The 15122-nt window shown below is 39.9% G+C and carries 14 protein-coding genes; 6 read left to right on the forward strand and 8 right to left on the reverse strand.

Translation table 11 applies throughout. From position 1 onward, the window contains the following. Positions 1-81: 81 nt before the first annotated feature. The gene (locus GGQ60_RS13945; RefSeq protein WP_183765384.1) at positions 82-909 is read left to right on the forward strand and encodes a helix-turn-helix domain-containing protein; all 828 of its coding nucleotides are present in this window, start codon (positions 82-84) and stop codon (positions 907-909) included. Here GGQ60_RS13945 and GGQ60_RS13950 read toward each other — a convergent pair. The 3 genes from GGQ60_RS13950 to GGQ60_RS13960 all read right to left on the reverse strand — a co-directional run bounded on the left by GGQ60_RS13950 (position 906) and on the right by GGQ60_RS13960 (position 3018). Further along, positions 906-1139 carry a cytochrome b5 domain-containing protein gene (locus GGQ60_RS13950; RefSeq protein WP_183765387.1) on the reverse strand — a complete coding sequence of 78 codons (234 nt, stop codon included), beginning with the start codon at positions 1137-1139 and terminating at the stop codon, positions 906-908. The two genes, GGQ60_RS13945 and GGQ60_RS13950, sit on opposite strands and share 4 nt — an antisense overlap. A 645-nt stretch (positions 1140-1784) precedes the next feature. Beyond that, positions 1785-2486 carry a lycopene cyclase domain-containing protein gene (locus GGQ60_RS13955; protein ID WP_183765390.1) on the reverse strand — a complete coding sequence of 234 codons (702 nt, stop codon included), beginning with the start codon at positions 2484-2486 and terminating at the stop codon, positions 1785-1787. 1 nt (position 2487) lies between these two features. Then, positions 2488-3018 (reverse strand): hypothetical protein, encoded by a 531-nt coding sequence (locus GGQ60_RS13960; protein ID WP_183765394.1) that lies wholly within the window; start codon positions 3016-3018, stop codon positions 2488-2490. 199 nt (positions 3019-3217) lie between these two features. Between GGQ60_RS13960 and crtID the strand changes: the two genes are divergently transcribed. Next, positions 3218-4699, forward strand: coding sequence for a bifunctional phytoene desaturase/3,4-desaturase (gene crtID, locus GGQ60_RS13965; RefSeq protein WP_183765397.1), 1482 nt, complete (start codon positions 3218-3220; stop codon positions 4697-4699). Positions 4700-5133: 434 nt separating this feature from the next. On the opposite strand, the gene GGQ60_RS13970 is transcribed toward crtID, so the two are convergent. From GGQ60_RS13970 to GGQ60_RS13990, 5 genes are all read right to left on the reverse strand, one after another. Then, a complete protein-coding gene (locus tag GGQ60_RS13970) occupies positions 5134-5664 on the reverse strand; it encodes an RNA polymerase sigma factor (protein WP_183765400.1) in 531 nt (176 codons plus the stop codon). Positions 5665-5791: 127 nt separating this feature from the next. Further along, positions 5792-6808 carry a UDP-N-acetylmuramate dehydrogenase gene (murB, locus tag GGQ60_RS13975; protein WP_183765403.1) on the reverse strand — a complete coding sequence of 339 codons (1017 nt, stop codon included), beginning with the start codon at positions 6806-6808 and terminating at the stop codon, positions 5792-5794. Positions 6809-6850: 42 nt separating this feature from the next. Continuing rightward, entirely contained in the window at positions 6851-7297 is a 447-nt protein-coding gene (locus tag GGQ60_RS13980) for a hypothetical protein (RefSeq protein WP_183765406.1), read from the reverse strand. A gap of 71 nt (positions 7298-7368) precedes the next feature. After that, a complete protein-coding gene (locus tag GGQ60_RS13985) occupies positions 7369-8043 on the reverse strand; it encodes a hypothetical protein (RefSeq protein ID WP_183765409.1) in 675 nt (224 codons plus the stop codon). Positions 8044-8086: 43 nt separating this feature from the next. Further along, positions 8087-8542, reverse strand: coding sequence for a sterol desaturase family protein (locus GGQ60_RS13990; protein WP_183765412.1), 456 nt, complete (start codon positions 8540-8542; stop codon positions 8087-8089). A gap of 167 nt (positions 8543-8709) precedes the next feature. Between GGQ60_RS13990 and GGQ60_RS13995 the strand changes: the two genes are divergently transcribed. The 4 genes from GGQ60_RS13995 (at position 8710) to GGQ60_RS14010 (ending at position 15108) form a co-directional block, all read left to right on the forward strand. Next, on the forward strand, positions 8710-9321 hold the full coding sequence (locus tag GGQ60_RS13995) for a TetR/AcrR family transcriptional regulator (RefSeq protein ID WP_183765415.1): 612 nt from the start codon (positions 8710-8712) through the stop codon (positions 9319-9321). 82 nt (positions 9322-9403) lie between these two features. Then, positions 9404-10747 (forward strand): TolC family protein, encoded by a 1344-nt coding sequence (locus GGQ60_RS14000; RefSeq protein WP_183765418.1) that lies wholly within the window; start codon positions 9404-9406, stop codon positions 10745-10747. Continuing rightward, positions 10744-11811: an efflux RND transporter periplasmic adaptor subunit gene (locus tag GGQ60_RS14005; RefSeq protein WP_183765421.1), complete on the forward strand. Its 1068-nt coding sequence runs from the start codon at positions 10744-10746 to the stop codon at positions 11809-11811. Before GGQ60_RS14000 ends, GGQ60_RS14005 begins: the two co-directional genes overlap by 4 nt. Before the next feature lie 102 nt (positions 11812-11913). Further along, positions 11914-15108, forward strand: a complete 3195-nt coding sequence (locus tag GGQ60_RS14010) for an efflux RND transporter permease subunit (protein ID WP_183765424.1) — start codon at positions 11914-11916, stop codon at positions 15106-15108. Positions 15109-15122 lie beyond the last annotated feature (14 nt).

Here is a 15122-nt window from a genome sequence, read left to right on the forward strand (position 1 = left end):
GTTAATTAATGATGCAAATTTCGCTACAGATCTGTTACTTTGTTTTATCTAAACTGACATATATTTATTCAAACCAGCCAAATGATAAAAGTTAAGAACGAAGATCTTTTATTTGCAATCGACGAAAAACCAGAAACCATGTACGTTTGGCATAGCAGGTTTGAAGACCGATTTCAAGACCATAAGCATTTAAAAGGACAGCTTACTTATGTAGAGGGTGGTATTATTTTTCTTTACACCAAAGAGAAATCTTACTTTTTGCCTGCCCGGCATTATGTCTGGATCCCCGCTGGGGTTGAGCACCATTTACAGCACCGCTACCATGCTGCCATTGTGCGGAATATTTATTTTGATACCACTACAGATGATGAAAGTCCATTTTATAAACAGATTGGTATTTATCCGGTGAACAACCTCTTGCTAGAGATGTTCCTCTTTTCGGAGCGCTGGAATGGGAATATTTTACCCAAAACACACGAATACGATTTTTTAAATACACTTAAAAACATTCTGCCTGTGGTGAGCGAACATCCCCTGCCCATTGCGCTGCCAACCACTGAAAACTTGCGCTTAAGACCGGTGTTAAGGTATATTGTAGATGGATTAGGCAACGATAACATGAGCTTGGAAAGCGTGGGCAAAGCCATGGGCTTTAGTGAGCGTACGCTGTCAAGACTATTTCAATCGGCTTTAGACACTTCTTTTTTCCAGTACCTGAAACTTGCCAGAATGATTAAGGCGATGGAAAAATTATTGGAAAGCGATGCCACCATCAGCGAAGTGGCATACCAGGTGGGCTATAACAGCATTTCTTCTTTCAGCAATACTTTTTATAAAATGGTGGGTAAAAGGCCATCAGAGTTTAAGGAGCTAAAACAATCAACCCTTACTAAAATTAACCTGGTTTAACCCAGCATGGCAATTGGAGTAAACTTTTCAAAAACAGCATCGGTATGTGGTGCATCAGGCAATTCGTCAGTTAAATCCTGGCCTGCCCAGTGTTCATAATGTTTACCATTACGCCATAATCTGCTTTCGGTCATGTCGTAAATCAGGCCCTTGTAAGCCACCCAAATCTGCGGCTTATCCTGCCCGTTCCTTAGGGCCAGTTGCTGTTTGGTATAAACAGGTAAATCCATTGATATTATTTGGCCTTGAAGATAAACAAAAAGCAGTTTGTAGGACAAAAAATATGATACGTATGGTGTCATTATGATTAAAGCAGCAGCATTTCATTTTGGCAGGTGCACAAACCTTTGTTCTTAAACCCGATTAAGCGGAATAGCCCGCATCCCGATATTTCATCGGGAGAGGACTATAAGCGAAAGCGGGACTGCAAACAGCCAAGAACCACGTACCATTCATTTCCAAATTCTATTTCGCTCGGTGAGACACCAACCAATGGGATAAAGTAATTTTTACAGGGAGCACAATGCTTCTGAAACACAAAGAGTTTGCTCCCGTTTTACGCTTATACGCTTTCCCGAAAGTTCGGGATACCTCGTTGCTGCAGGGTAACGCTTCAACCGGGGCTAGGTGGCAACAGCAGTATTTCATTTTTGGGGTTGCAGGATGCAGAAACCCTTGTTCCTAAACCCGATTGAGCGGAATAGCCCGGAGCGCAGCAAGGACTATAAGCGAAAGCGGGACTGCATACCGCCAAGAACCAGTGAATGCTCATTTCCTAATTCTATTCTGGTGAAACACAACCGGTAAGGCTTTATGATGGGATAAAGTTTATGGTACGTAGAGAGACGAACCATGGCCATGGTATTTTATTTTAATTAATAATCTCCCTTATTTATAAGTTTAGCGGCCCTGCCTTTAAAAAGCTCATAGAGGAAAATATTCATCAACAATAAACTCATCAAATAAAAATGGTCTTCGAAAGGTATCGTGCCTATTCTAAAACCCATATTTTCTTTGTTATTGTACATCACAACCGGGATAGCGGTTAAAAAACCATTTACAATATAAAAAGGGACAAGCGAAACGAGGTAAGCCCTGTAAAACCGGTACATAAACCTGAATTCCACATTTACATATTCTACATAAGCCAGCACGATCAATAAAAAGCCGAAATTAATTAACGTATACCACCTGTTATAACCAAAAAATAAAATGGCTATACAAAGCCCCAGAAACAGGTTACTTACTGCCAGGCTATACTTTTGCAGGCCATTTTTAGGGAAATAGGCGTTTAAACACTCATAAATAAATATGCAGGCATAAGGAACAGTTAAAAAGAATAAAATCTCTTCTAAAGGCAGTCCTAAAAGGTTTATGCCGATTAGGTATCGGGGATTAAAAGACCACACATTAAGTTTGGTGAACAACACATCCCAAACTAAAAACACCATACCGGTAAGCAATATTGCAGGGAATACAAACTTCCATTTACTAAAAAAATGAACCTTTTTATCGAACGATAAAACCAGCGGAAAAAAAATTACGGCAACATTAATAAGCAGATAGATATAATTCATTCTAGAGGTATTTTTTCAAAATTTTAACTTCTGCAGCATTGCATTTTTTACTGTCGATCATAAATTTAGCTACGTTTTTAATCAGTTCGCGATCGGCAAGGCCAAAATTTTCATTTTGATAATGCTTAATGATCTCTTTTTTATCCAGGGCTAAATCTTTACTGAAACCAAGAAAGGAAGGGGTGTAAAATTCAATTGAAAACCGCATAAAACGGATTTCCAGGTTTTCTTTATCCATATCAATTGCCTTTTGCATGGTTTTGAGCGATCGGCTTACATACCTGATCTTGTTGTAGGGATTCCACGAATGTTTGGCTTTAAGTGCTTCCAAAGTACCGGTATAGCCCGTGATCAGGGCCGTTTTATTCGGAAGTTTGTTCAACTTGTTAAATAACGAGTCGGTCAGCTTTGAATTTTCTACCGCCTTCACCATATTAGTTTTTAATATCGCAATTTCTTCAGTAGACAACTGAGCGTAAGTAATATGGCTAACTGCAAATAGCAGGAAAAATATAATGCGTAGTTTAATCATAAGATATTGGCAAATGTAATAAATCTATTAAGAGTTCTCTTCGTAGCTATTCATTCTTCGACATTAAGAAATTAAGAAAACCTTTCTTAATTCCTAGATGGTAAAATATATTTAAGGATTCTTCACTGTGTTTAACATGACAACCGCAGAATAATAAAAAAACAAAAACAAAACGCCATAAAATTCCTTTATTTACACCATGGAGAAAAAACCCACGGTTACCGTTATCGGTGCTGGTTTTGCCGGCCTGGCTGCTGCTGCTTTACTGGCTAAAGATGGTTGCGAGGTTACCGTTATCGAAAAGAACGAAATGGCGGGCGGCAGGGCCAGAACCTGGCAAAAAGATGGCTTTTTATTCGATATGGGCCCAAGCTGGTACTGGATGCCCGATGTTTTTGAGAACTATTATAATTTATTCGGAAAAACTGCTTCCGATTTTTATACCTTAAAAAGATTAAACCCTTCTTACCGCATTTATTTTGGCAAAAACGATACCATCGATGTTCCGGCCACATTGGATGATTTATATGCCTTATTTGAAAAACTAGAGCCAGGCAGCAGTAACAACTTGCAGCATTTTCTCGCTCAGGCAAAATATAAATATGATGTAGGCATGAATGAGTATGTGTTTAAGCCCTCACACAGCGTAATGGAATATTTCGACCCCAGGCTGGCCCTTAGTGGCATTAAATTGCAGCTTTTGGGTAACATGCGAAAACATGTACAACACTTATTTAAAAATGAGCGATTGCGGAAACTTTTAGAATTCCCGGTTCTGTTTTTAGGCGCCACACCTCAGAATACACCCGCTTTATACAGCCTGATGAACTATGCTGACCTTGTATTGGGCACCTGGTACCCCATAGGCGGAATGCACAAAATTGTAGCTGCTATGCAGCATATTGCGGAAAGCCAGGGTGTGAAATTTATTTTCGACACGGAAGTAACCAAAATTGAAGTAAAAAACAACCTGGCGGAATACGTAATAACCAATAAAGGAAATTTTAAAAGCGACTTTGTGGTGGGCAATGCAGATTATCACCACATTGATCAGCATCTTTTTGATACACCTTACCGTAACTACAGTAAAAAGTATTGGGAAAAAAGGACAATGGCACCCTCCTGCCTTTTATTCTACATTGGCCTGAATAAAAAACTCGATAATGTATTACACCACAATTTATTCTTTGATGAGAATTTTGATCAACACGCCGAAGAAATTTACAGCCATCCGCAATGGCCATCAAAACCGCTGTTTTATGTATGCTGTCCTTCAGTAACCGATAAAAGTATTGCACCTGAAGGTTGTGAGAATCTTTTCTTTTTAATTCCTCTGGCACCCGGTTTAAAAGATAACGAAAGCAAAAGAGAAGAATATTTCAATTTAATGATCGAACGCTTCAAACAGCTGACCGGAAACGACCTTAATGGTCACATTTTGGTTAAGCGCAGTTATGCCATGAGCGATTTTGCAGCAGACTATCACGCCTTTAAAGGAAATGCGTACGGATTAGCAAACACCTTGAAACAGACTGCTTTTTTAAAACCCAGGATGAAAAGTAAGGTAACAAATTTTTTATACACCGGACAATTAACCGTTCCCGGGCCTGGTGTACCCCCTGCCATCATCTCAGGGCAAGTGGCAGCAAAAGAAATAAAAAAAAAGTTAAAAAAAGCTTGACAAATTTAAAATTTCCCTTATCTTTATAACCACAAAACAAAAACACAGCATTTAAAGCCTAAAAACACATAATCGTTGGGGTTTTAATTTGTTTCGAAAATAAGAGAGAAGGCGAATTGTTGAAAGAAAAAATAAGAATCAACTAACCAAATATATGATAAGCAAAAAGGCCTGAAGTTTCAGGCCTTTTGCTTTTTATGAAATTTTGGAAATAAAAAACACTATCTCCATCCGAACATCGTAGAACAAGGGACCTGTTTCTCGCGCAGGGCCCTGAAACAAATCCAAGTAATCATATTCTGAAGATTTATATCTACAGATCGTTCAGCTGAGCACTTCTTGGTCGCCCGTCAGTTCACATTCCGCTCGAGTGCGGAATTAAAGAAAAAAGGCCCAGATGATATCTGAGCCCTTCGTTTTTCGATTGATGTATCTTAAGCCAATTCTGTACTGGCAATTTCTTTCGAATAGGTTTTTAAATATTTTTTCAGAATTCCCCTTGCCACGTGGATACGGGTTTTTACTGTTCCGATCGGAATCGCTAACATGTCAGCAATTTCGTGATATTTATATCCTTCAAAATAACGGATAAAAGGCACGTAATACTCCTCAGGCAATTGTGAAAGGGCTTTATCAATATCTCCAAGCACAAATTTACCCTCAGCCTGGTTTTTGGTTGCGCTATACGACAGATTCGCAGAAGAGATGTCCTCACTCTGTGTAATCAACGTATTGGTTTTCACCAGTCGGCGATAGTTGTTAATGAAAGTATTTTTCATAATTGTAAACAACCATCCTTTTAAATTCGTTCCTTCTTTAAACTTATTGTAATAAGTGATCGCTTTCAGCATGGTATCTTGAACCAAATCATTTGCATCTTCTGCATCTTTAGTAAAATTTAATGCATAAGATCTAAGCGATACCGAGTGATGATTAACCAGATGATTGAATTCAAATTTTGTCATGATGTTTAGCTTTAGGTAAATTAAAACAAATGAATTATTGTTTATTCCCATAAAGCTGAACAAACTTAGTACCAAAAATTTATGGCGCAGTGCTAATAACGCAGAACTACTTTTTGACGCGTTTTCGTCACAGAATATTTACTTCCCTTTCTAAAGTGACTCCAAAAGTAGACTTTACACTGTCTATAATCTGTTCAGATAGGTCATAAACTTCCATGCCAGTTGCACCACCATGGTTAACCAGAACCAATGCCTGGTTTTTCCAGGTACCCGTATTGCCCACTTTTTTGCCCTTCCAGCCGCACTGTTCGATGAGCCAGCCTGCCGCCAATTTAATTTTATCATCCGCTGTGGGATAATGCACCACATCGGGGTGTTTTGCCACAATATCGGCAAATTCATATTTTTCAATCACTGGGTTTTTAAAGAAACTGCCAGCGTTACCAATTGTAGATGGGTCGGGCAATTTGCTTACCCGGATATGGGAAACAGCTGCAGAAACATCGGCAATATCCGGCTTTTCGATTCCTTTGCTTAGCAACTCGGCTTCAATCGCGCCGTAAGAAGTATTGATTTTTGCTTCGGCCGACAAATGGAAAGTAACCGAAGTTATAATGTACCGTCCTTTTAATGCGCCTTTAAAAATACTTTCACGGTAACCGAAATGGCAATCGTCGTAAAAAAAGGTTTTAATATTACCGGTTTCCATATCAAAAGCGGTACAGCTTTCAAAAACATCTTTTAGTTCTACACCATAAGCGCCGATATTCTGTATGGGTGAAGCACCTACTGTGCCGGGTATGAGGCTTAAATTTTCTATCCCTGCAAAACCATGGGTTACGCAATACTGTACGAAATCGTTCCAGACTTCACCTGCCCCGGCAGTTACCATTATCCGCTTATCTACTATTTCGGACGAAACTCCTTTTATACTGATTTTAATGACCAGGCCTTCATAATCATGGGTAAACAATACATTGCTTCCTCCACCGATTATAAATAACTTCTGCGATTTTATCAAATCATTCTGAAACAACTCTGTTAACTCCTCTTCTGTAAATATTTCGGCAAGGTATGCGGCCTTAACCTCTATGCCAAATGAGTTATATGGTTTTAACGAGATATTTTCCTGGATCTGAAGCATATTGATTTTATGTTATGCTGCAAAAGTAAAATAAAAAATAGTTTAAGGAATGATTTTGGTAATCCCCTTATCAAAATTAAAACTTAAAACTTCATGCTTATCACCTTCTATAGCAACACCAGAAAGTTTCCAGCCTATAAATGCAGGTTTTGTTTTAGCAAGCTCCAGCAAACGGTAACGCTCTTTGGTTAATCTGGCACTAATCAATCCTACACTATCCGACTCCGCCTGGCTCAAATGTTCAATCTGGCTCTCTAACTGAGCCAGGGCAACATCCAGCTCTTTTCCTTTTTTTAGGCTATCGGCATAAGCACCCGGAGAAATATTGTAAAGGCTGTCCAATTTTGAATCATCAAAATTCAAATCACGATCGCTATTTTCATATTGAGCTTCAACGAGCTCAATGGCGCGGTCTTTATCAGTCTTTTTGCCACAGGATGTGATGACAACCAAGGGCAAAAGCACAAGGGCAAGGTAAATCCTTCTCATGGTATCGCTTTAATAAAAAAGAGCAAGTATCCTGCCAACAGCAAGTGAAGATAAAACAGGCCCGTTAACCCCTATTTTTTTAAGGGTTCATCGATCTCCCTTTTAATTGCCTTTGCTTCATCGGTTTGTCGTAACCGATCCGAAAGTGCACCGTACAGTTCTGCAGGCGAGCGGAAATCAGAATCCTTAAAAAAATCGGGTATATTGGCATACCGTACAAGGTTACCCACTTCCATAAGTGCCACCGGCGAATCGGCATTCTGCTTAATAAAATTTAAAAACTTCCGTTCTTTTAATGCTTTTTTGGCATCTTCAGTTTGCTGAAGATAAATCCCTCCGCTAATTATTTTTGCAGACGCTATGTTATAAGGGTTTTCAATATCCAACTTAATATCTTCCAGAAAAATACTTTTAAGATTGGCACTTCCTCCAACAAACCAAACCTTCTGTTTTATCCTGGCTTTTACTTCAGCTAAAGTCATATCTCCGCGTTCATCAAGAAAAATAAAACCCTTCCGCAAAAGTTTTCCTTCCAGACTGGATGTGGCTGATAACAGGAAATGATCCCCTTCTGTTGGCCCAACTAAAAACAGATCGGGTTTTCCTGTAACCGGTGCATCACTTACCAGATAAGCGAATTTTGCGTTTTTAGGTTTTTGAATCACCCCTTCTATGGTAAATTTGATCGTTTGTGCGTGCAGTGAGCCTACAAAAATTAGCGCCAGGCAAATAATAAGTTTCCTCATCGGTTTTATATTTATGACGTTAAATATAAAACTAATTATTTAGTTAAAAAATATTTCGATCATTTTTGATCAGACTCTTCCTTACAAATAACAGCCCAAAAGCCTTTCCATTTTCTTTCTCCCTGTTTTTGTGATGAATTTTATGGGCTTTCCTAACAGCCTTTAGGTAGGCATTATTGCTTTTGAAAGTTTTAAAACGACGGTGCACAAACCAATCGTGTATCACAAAATAAATTAAACCGTATAAGGTAATACCTAAACCAATAAAAAACCTGTAGTCGAAATCTTCACTGCCCCTGTACATTAAATACAGCGAAAGCGCGGCGAAAAACAAAGCAAACAGATCGTTCCATTCGAAAAAAGAATGGGCCTTTTGGTGATGGCTCCTGTGCAGAAACCACAGCACACCATGAAACAGATATTTGTGTATAAACCACGAGAAACACTCCATCGCCAGGATGGTAAATAGTACGGTAAATACATTGGTGAATACTGACAAAATGCTTAAATGATTGGTTTGTAAAGGTATATAAACAGTCGAAACGACAATATTGTGTCACAGAATTGTAAGCTTAATCTGCTTTTTAACCGGGCTTTCATGGCAAATGATTTTTTAGCACTATTTTTGACTAAAATATTAAAAAAGTCAGAAAGTAGAAAAGTAAAATGATTGTAGCCGATAAAAAGAGAGAGCAGATTATTGATGGTGCGATAAAACGCTTTATCCATTTTGGTATTGGTAAAACCACGATGAACGACATTGCTGAAGACCTCTCCGTTTCCAAACCGTCGCTTTATTATTATTTCCCGGATAAAAAGCATTTGATTATTGGGGTAATAGAAAGGGTGTTTAATGATTTCTTTGAACTCATTAAAAAGAAATACAATCCTGATCTGCCGATAGAAGAAATCCTTTTTAACGCCATCGATGTAAGAAACACTTTTTTTCAAAAGTATTACATGTTAAGGATTACTGAAGGTATTCCCGATCTGTTGAACGATGAAGTAATTAAAGGGAAGTTACAGACCTTAAAACAAACGGAAAAAGATTTTTTCTCCGAGATTTTTAGCCGGGCAAGAGATAAAAAAGAAATCGAACATGATGACTGCGCGCATATTGCCGAGCTTTATCTCGAAAGCCTGATGGGGCTTAGTACCATGTGCATTATGGAAACCGGAAAAGACCTTTTCCCTGATAAAAAGACAATAAATAAAATGACAATGAAGCAGAAAAACCTTACCTCCATATTTGTACGGGGATTAAGGTGTGCTGATTAAATAGCGAACGGAAGCATCAGACATCCGTAGCAGGGATTTAAATTTAAATAGATAGGAACCCAAAAACAAAAAACAATACATTATGCTTAGAGTAAAAATAAAATTGATGCTCATACTCCTGATCGGCTCCGTTTTACCGCAGCTGGTAATGGCCCAGCAGCAAGTTACCTTAAAAGATGCGCTAACCTATGCGCTCCAAAACAACACCAAGGTACGCAATGCCAAACTGGACATTGAAGGTGGAAGATACAAGGTAGAGGAAGTCAGGGCACAGGCCTTACCCCAGATTACGGGTAACGTTGGTTTAACTTACAACCCGATTATCGGTCAACTGGTTGCCAATTTCGGTGGACAGACACAGGCGATCAAATTAGGCCAGAACTGGAATTCGACCGCGGGTGTTCAGCTTTCGCAACAATTGTTCAACCAGCAGGTTTTTACCGGCCTGCAGGCGGCAAGATCGAGCGAGGAGTATTACAACCTTACTTCTAAATTAACTGAAGAACAGATTATCGAACTGGTTGCCAACAATTATTACCAGGTTCTGGTAAACAGGCAGCAGTTAAACGTAATCGATACCAACATTAAAAATGTTAAAATCATTGAGAAGGTAATTGGGAACCAGTTTAAAAACGGCCTGGCCAGAAAAATCGATGTAGACCGTATTGCAGTGAACTTAACCAACCTGAATACTCAACGTGAGCAGGTGATCAATGCGATTACACAATTGGAAAACCAGTTAAAATTCTCGATGGGCATGCCGGTTTCTACACCGATCAGCCTGCCTGCAACCGAATTAACCGAAGTTACCACACTCCCTGTGTTTACCGATTCCATTGACCTGGCAAACAGGACAGAGGTGAAACTTTTGGATAACCAGGATAAACTTTTATCGCTGCAGCGAAAAGCTTATGTTGCCGAGTATTATCCATCACTGGCTTTAACGGGCAACTATACATACTCGAGCCAAAGCGACGGTTTTGACTTTTTAAAATCCAATGCGGCAGCAATCGGATACGGTGCATCTGCAATCGGCCTGACCTTAAAAGTGCCCATTTTTAACGGCTTTTTAACGCGTTCAAAAATCCGTCAGGCAGATGTAGATATCAAAAAAGCAAGGGAAAGCAGAAGGGAGTCTGTAAACTCTTTAAACCTGGCTTACGAAAATGCCAAGATCCAGCTGCGTAATAACTTAAATACCATTAAGTCGCAACGCAAAAATGCAGATCTGGCTCAGGAGATCTATAAAAGCACGCAAAACAACTATAACAATGGCTTAGCATCGTTAACCGATCTTTTAGAAACCGAGAATTCGTTAACCGAAGCACAGAACAGCTATACACAGGCTTTATTAAATTATAAGATAGCCGAAATACAACTAATTAAATCAAACGGAAATATTAAATCGCTAGTACAAGAGAAATGAAAAGAGTAATTACCATCATTATCGTAGTTGTTGTTGCCCTTGGTGCAATAGCCTATATTTTAAACAACAATAAAAAGAAAAACGAAGAGAAAACTGCTTTCATTGCTAAAGGTGGAGGTGCGGTTGCCGTTCGTGTTGCTACAGTAGAAAAAAAGGTTGTGGACATGGATTTCGTTGCCAACGGAAACTTTGCTCCTAAACAGGAACTTAATTTTTTATCAGAAAATGCCGGTCGTATTACCGCTATTAATGTTGATGAAGGTGACCGCGTGAGCAAAGGACAGGTATTGGCCCGTATTGATGCAGAAATTATCAACACCGACAGGGAAACTGCGCAGGCATCTTACGAAAACGCGAAAAGAGATGAAGCCAGGTACCAAAGTTCGTACGAAACAGGTGGCGTAACACAACAACAGTTAGATCAGGCTAAATTGGCCACCAGAAATGCAAAACTGCGCTTACAGGCTTCGCAACGCAAACTGAGCGATGCCAACATTAAATCACCTATTAACGGTATCGTGAATAAAAGATACATTGAAGTGGGCGCTTTTGTAACAGCACAGGGTACACAGTTGTTCGAACTGGTTGATGTTTCCAAGCTGAAACTTAAAGTTAACGTAAACGAATCGCAGGTGGCCAGCTTAAAAATCGGTGATAATATCGACATTAAATCGACGATTTTCCCTGACGAGAAATTCTCCGGCAAAATTACCTTTATTGCTCCGAAAGCCGATGCTACCTTAAACTTCCCGGTTGAAATTGAAGTAACCAACAATATCAAAAACAGCTTAAGGGCAGGTATGTATGGAACGGCTGTATTCAATTTCCCTAAACAGGCACCAAGCATCCTGATTCCGCGTACCTCGTTTGTGGGCAGCGTAAGCAGCAACCAGGTGTTTGTGTACGATAGGGCAGCTAACGTTGCTAAAGTACGCAATGTAGTTACCGGCCGTATTTTGGGCGATAATGTTGAAATTATTGATGGCTTAAAAGAAGGTGAAACCGTAATCACCAGCGGACAGATTAACCTGGCTGAGGGTACTCCGGTAAGTATCGTAAAATAGTCTGGCCGGCTGTTTTCAGTTTACAGTTTGTTGCCCTGAGCTCGCACTGAACGAAGTCGAAGTGAAGGGTCAATATTTAAGCAAAACGCAATACCAATAAAAATGAAGATAACAGATATATCAATAAAAAGGCCCTCATTGGTGATTGTGGTATTTACCGCACTTACCTTGCTCGGGCTGTTAAGTTACTTTTCGTTGGGTTATGAATTACTTCCAAAATTCTCTAACAACGTAGTATCTATTTCGACCATCTACCCTGGTGCTTCACCAAATGAGGTCGAAAATACCGTAACCAAAAAGATCGAGGATGCGGTATCATCGATGGAAAATATCAAAAAGATCAACTCGGTATCGTTTGAGAGTTTATCAACGGTTACCATCACCTTAACGGATGCGGCAAACATCGATATTTCCTTAAACGATGCACAGAGAAAGGTTAACGCCATTCTTTCTGAGCTTCCGGAGGATGTAAAAACGCCATCTTTAAGTAAGTTCTCTTTAGATGACCTGCCGGTGATCACCATGTCGGCATCTGCAAACATGGACGACATTTCTTTTTACGACCTGATCGATAAGCGTATTGCCCCGGTAATTTCGAGGGTAAACGGTATCGCCCAGGTTAACCTTGTAGGTGGTTCAGAGCGTGAGATCCAGGTATCATTAGATGCTGATAAATTACAGGGTTACAATTTATCCGTTCCACAGGTACAGCAGATGATCCTTTCTTCGAACCTGGATTTCCCTACCGGAAGTGTTAAAACACAAAACCAGGATGTATTAATCCGTTTATCGGGTAAGTACAGAAGTATGGACGAGTTAAGAAACCTGGTGTTAACCACTTCCAAAACCGGTACCCAGATCCGTTTGGGTGATGTAGCCGATGTTCAGGATTCACAGAAAGAAACCGAAAAGCTGGCGCGTATCGACCGTAAGGCCGCTATTGCCATCCAGATCATCAAACAAAGTGATGCGAACGCGGTAGAAGTGAGTAAAGGCGTACATGCCGTTATTGCCAAGCTTAAAAATGAATATGCAGCAAATAAACTCGATATCAGGATTGTAAATGACAGTTCGATTTTCACATTGGAATCAGCCGATGCGGTAATCCACGATTTAATTCTTGCAGTTATCCTGGTGGCATTTGTAATGCTTTTCTTCCTGCATAGTTTACGTAACGCTATCATCGTAATGGTATCTATCCCGGTGTCGTTAATTGCAACCTTTATCGGGATCGGCTTGTTTGGCTTTACCTTAAACTTAATGTCGCTGCTTGGACTATCACTCGTGGTAGGTATCCTCGTGGATGATGCGATTGTGGTACTGGAGAACATCCAAAGACACATGGAGATGGGTAAAAACAAAGTGAGGGCGGCCTCTGATGCAACCAGGGAGATCGGTTTTACGGTAGTATCCATCACTTTTGTAATCGTGGTAGTGTTCTTCCCAATCGCGGTAAGTACCGGCTTGGTATCAAACATCCTGCGCCAGTTCTGTATCGTGGTAATTATTGCTACCCTCCTTTCGTTGGTGGCTTCATTTACCATCGTACCTTTAATTTTCTCGCGTTTTGGTAAACTGGAACGTATTGAAGGTAAAAACCTGTTCGGCCGTTTCATCCTTTGGTTTGAAAAACAGCTAAAGAGATTTACCCTTTGGATTACCAGTATCTTAACCTGGTCTTTAAACCACAAAGCGCTTACATTAATTATTGTGGTGGTGATGTTCTTTAGCTCATGCGGACTGTTAGCTGGTGGTTTTATCGGTTCTGAGTTCTTCCCTAAATCAGATAAAGGCGAATTCCTGGTACAACTGGAACTACCTAAGGATGCTTCTTTAGAGCAAACCAACTTTTTAACCCAAAAAGCAGAGGCTTTCTTGGATAAACAGCCAGAAATTACACAGTTAATCACTACTGTTGGCCAATCAACCGGTGATTTTGGAGGTACACAGGCTACCGCCTATAAATCGGAAATTAATGTGAAACTGGTTGAGCGTGATCAGCGTAAAGGGGTTTCTTCAGATATTTTTGCTACCAAAATGAGTAGGGCACTGGCGAAAGAACTGGTTGGAGCAAAAGTAAAAACGGTTCCGATCAGTATTTTGGGTATCGCAGAAAACGCACCGATACAGTTGGTGGTAATGGGATCGGACCTGGATAGTGCTTTAAAATATGCTGAAGGTGCACAAAAAGTACTTGCATCGATCCCTGGAGCTACAGAGATTAAATTATCGGTAGAAAAAGGAACTCCTGAGATTAACGTTCAGGTAGACCGCGATAAGATGTCGGCAGTTGGCTTAACCTTACAAACCGTTGGTTCTACCATGCAAACCGCTTTTGCAGGTAATACCGATGGTAAATACAGAAAAGGTGAATACGAGTACGATATCAATATCCAGTATCAGAACTTTAACCGTAAAAATATCGATGACGTACGTAACCTGATTTTTGTAAACAGTGCGGGCGCACAGATTAAATTATCGCAGTTTGCAACCATTACTGAAGGTTCAGGACCAAGTCAGTTAGAGCGTTTAAATAAATCTACCTCGGTATCGGTCAAAGCACAGTCTATCGGAAGGCCAACAGGAACAGTGGTTGCAGAATTCCAGGCAAAGCTGAAAGAATTGCAAGAAAACGGAAAGTTAAAAGCACCTATTGGCGTAAGTTATAGCTGGGCGGGCGATCAGGAGAACCAAAGTGAAGGTTTTGGTACATTGGGTATAGCCTTATTGGCCTCGATTATTTTAGTATACCTGATCATGGTAGCCCTGTATGATAGTTTTATTTATCCGTTGGTGGTAATGTTTTCTCTTCCTTTAGCGGTTATCGGGGCATTACTGGCGCTGGCATTAACCAATAACTCAATCGGTATATTCACCATTTTAGGTTTAATTATGTTGATGGGTCTGGTAGCGAAAAACGCGATTATCCTGGTCGATTTTACCAACCACTTAAAGGCAGAAGGTAAAGAAACCAAAGAGGCACTTGTATTGGCCAACCACGCACGTTTAAGACCAATCCTGATGACAACCATTGCCATGGTATTTGGTATGCTTCCAATTGCATTGGCAAGTGGCGCCGGTGCCGAATGGAAAAACGGTTTGGCATGGGTTATTGTTGGTGGATTAACCAGTTCGTTATTCTTAACCCTGATTGTTGTACCAGTGGTATATTTAATCTTTGATAGAATGCTGGAACGCTTTGGCTTCAACAAAAAAGGGAAAAGCATTGATGAACTAATGGTAGAACCTTATGACCATAAAGATGTTAATGAGTACGATTTAGATCACGGACATTAATTAACACCCAAATT

Origin of the sequence: Pedobacter zeae (assembly GCF_014196715.1) — a bacterium.
Taxonomy (GTDB): domain Bacteria; phylum Bacteroidota; class Bacteroidia; order Sphingobacteriales; family Sphingobacteriaceae; genus Pedobacter; species Pedobacter zeae.

What these genes read in the sequence shown, in the direction of transcription:
- GGQ60_RS13945 (WP_183765384.1), top strand. Translation starts at nt 82, where the DNA reads ATGATAAAAGTTAAGAACGAAGATCTTTTATTTGCAATCGACGAAAAA.
- GGQ60_RS13950 (WP_183765387.1), bottom strand. Translation starts at nt 1,139, where the DNA reads ATGGATTTACCTGTTTATACCAAACAGCAACTGGCCCTAAGGAACGGG.
- GGQ60_RS13955 (WP_183765390.1), bottom strand. Translation starts at nt 2,486, where the DNA reads ATGAATTATATCTATCTGCTTATTAATGTTGCCGTAATTTTTTTTCCG.
- GGQ60_RS13960 (WP_183765394.1), bottom strand. Translation starts at nt 3,018, where the DNA reads ATGATTAAACTACGCATTATATTTTTCCTGCTATTTGCAGTTAGCCAT.
- crtID (WP_183765397.1), top strand. Translation starts at nt 3,218, where the DNA reads ATGGAGAAAAAACCCACGGTTACCGTTATCGGTGCTGGTTTTGCCGGC.
- GGQ60_RS13970 (WP_183765400.1), bottom strand. Translation starts at nt 5,664, where the DNA reads ATGACAAAATTTGAATTCAATCATCTGGTTAATCATCACTCGGTATCG.
- murB (WP_183765403.1), bottom strand. Translation starts at nt 6,808, where the DNA reads ATGCTTCAGATCCAGGAAAATATCTCGTTAAAACCATATAACTCATTT.
- GGQ60_RS13980 (WP_183765406.1), bottom strand. Translation starts at nt 7,297, where the DNA reads ATGAGAAGGATTTACCTTGCCCTTGTGCTTTTGCCCTTGGTTGTCATC.
- GGQ60_RS13985 (WP_183765409.1), bottom strand. Translation starts at nt 8,043, where the DNA reads ATGAGGAAACTTATTATTTGCCTGGCGCTAATTTTTGTAGGCTCACTG.
- GGQ60_RS13995 (WP_183765415.1), top strand. Translation starts at nt 8,710, where the DNA reads ATGATTGTAGCCGATAAAAAGAGAGAGCAGATTATTGATGGTGCGATA.
- GGQ60_RS14000 (WP_183765418.1), top strand. Translation starts at nt 9,404, where the DNA reads ATGCTTAGAGTAAAAATAAAATTGATGCTCATACTCCTGATCGGCTCC.
- GGQ60_RS14005 (WP_183765421.1), top strand. Translation starts at nt 10,744, where the DNA reads ATGAAAAGAGTAATTACCATCATTATCGTAGTTGTTGTTGCCCTTGGT.
- GGQ60_RS14010 (WP_183765424.1), top strand. Translation starts at nt 11,914, where the DNA reads ATGAAGATAACAGATATATCAATAAAAAGGCCCTCATTGGTGATTGTG.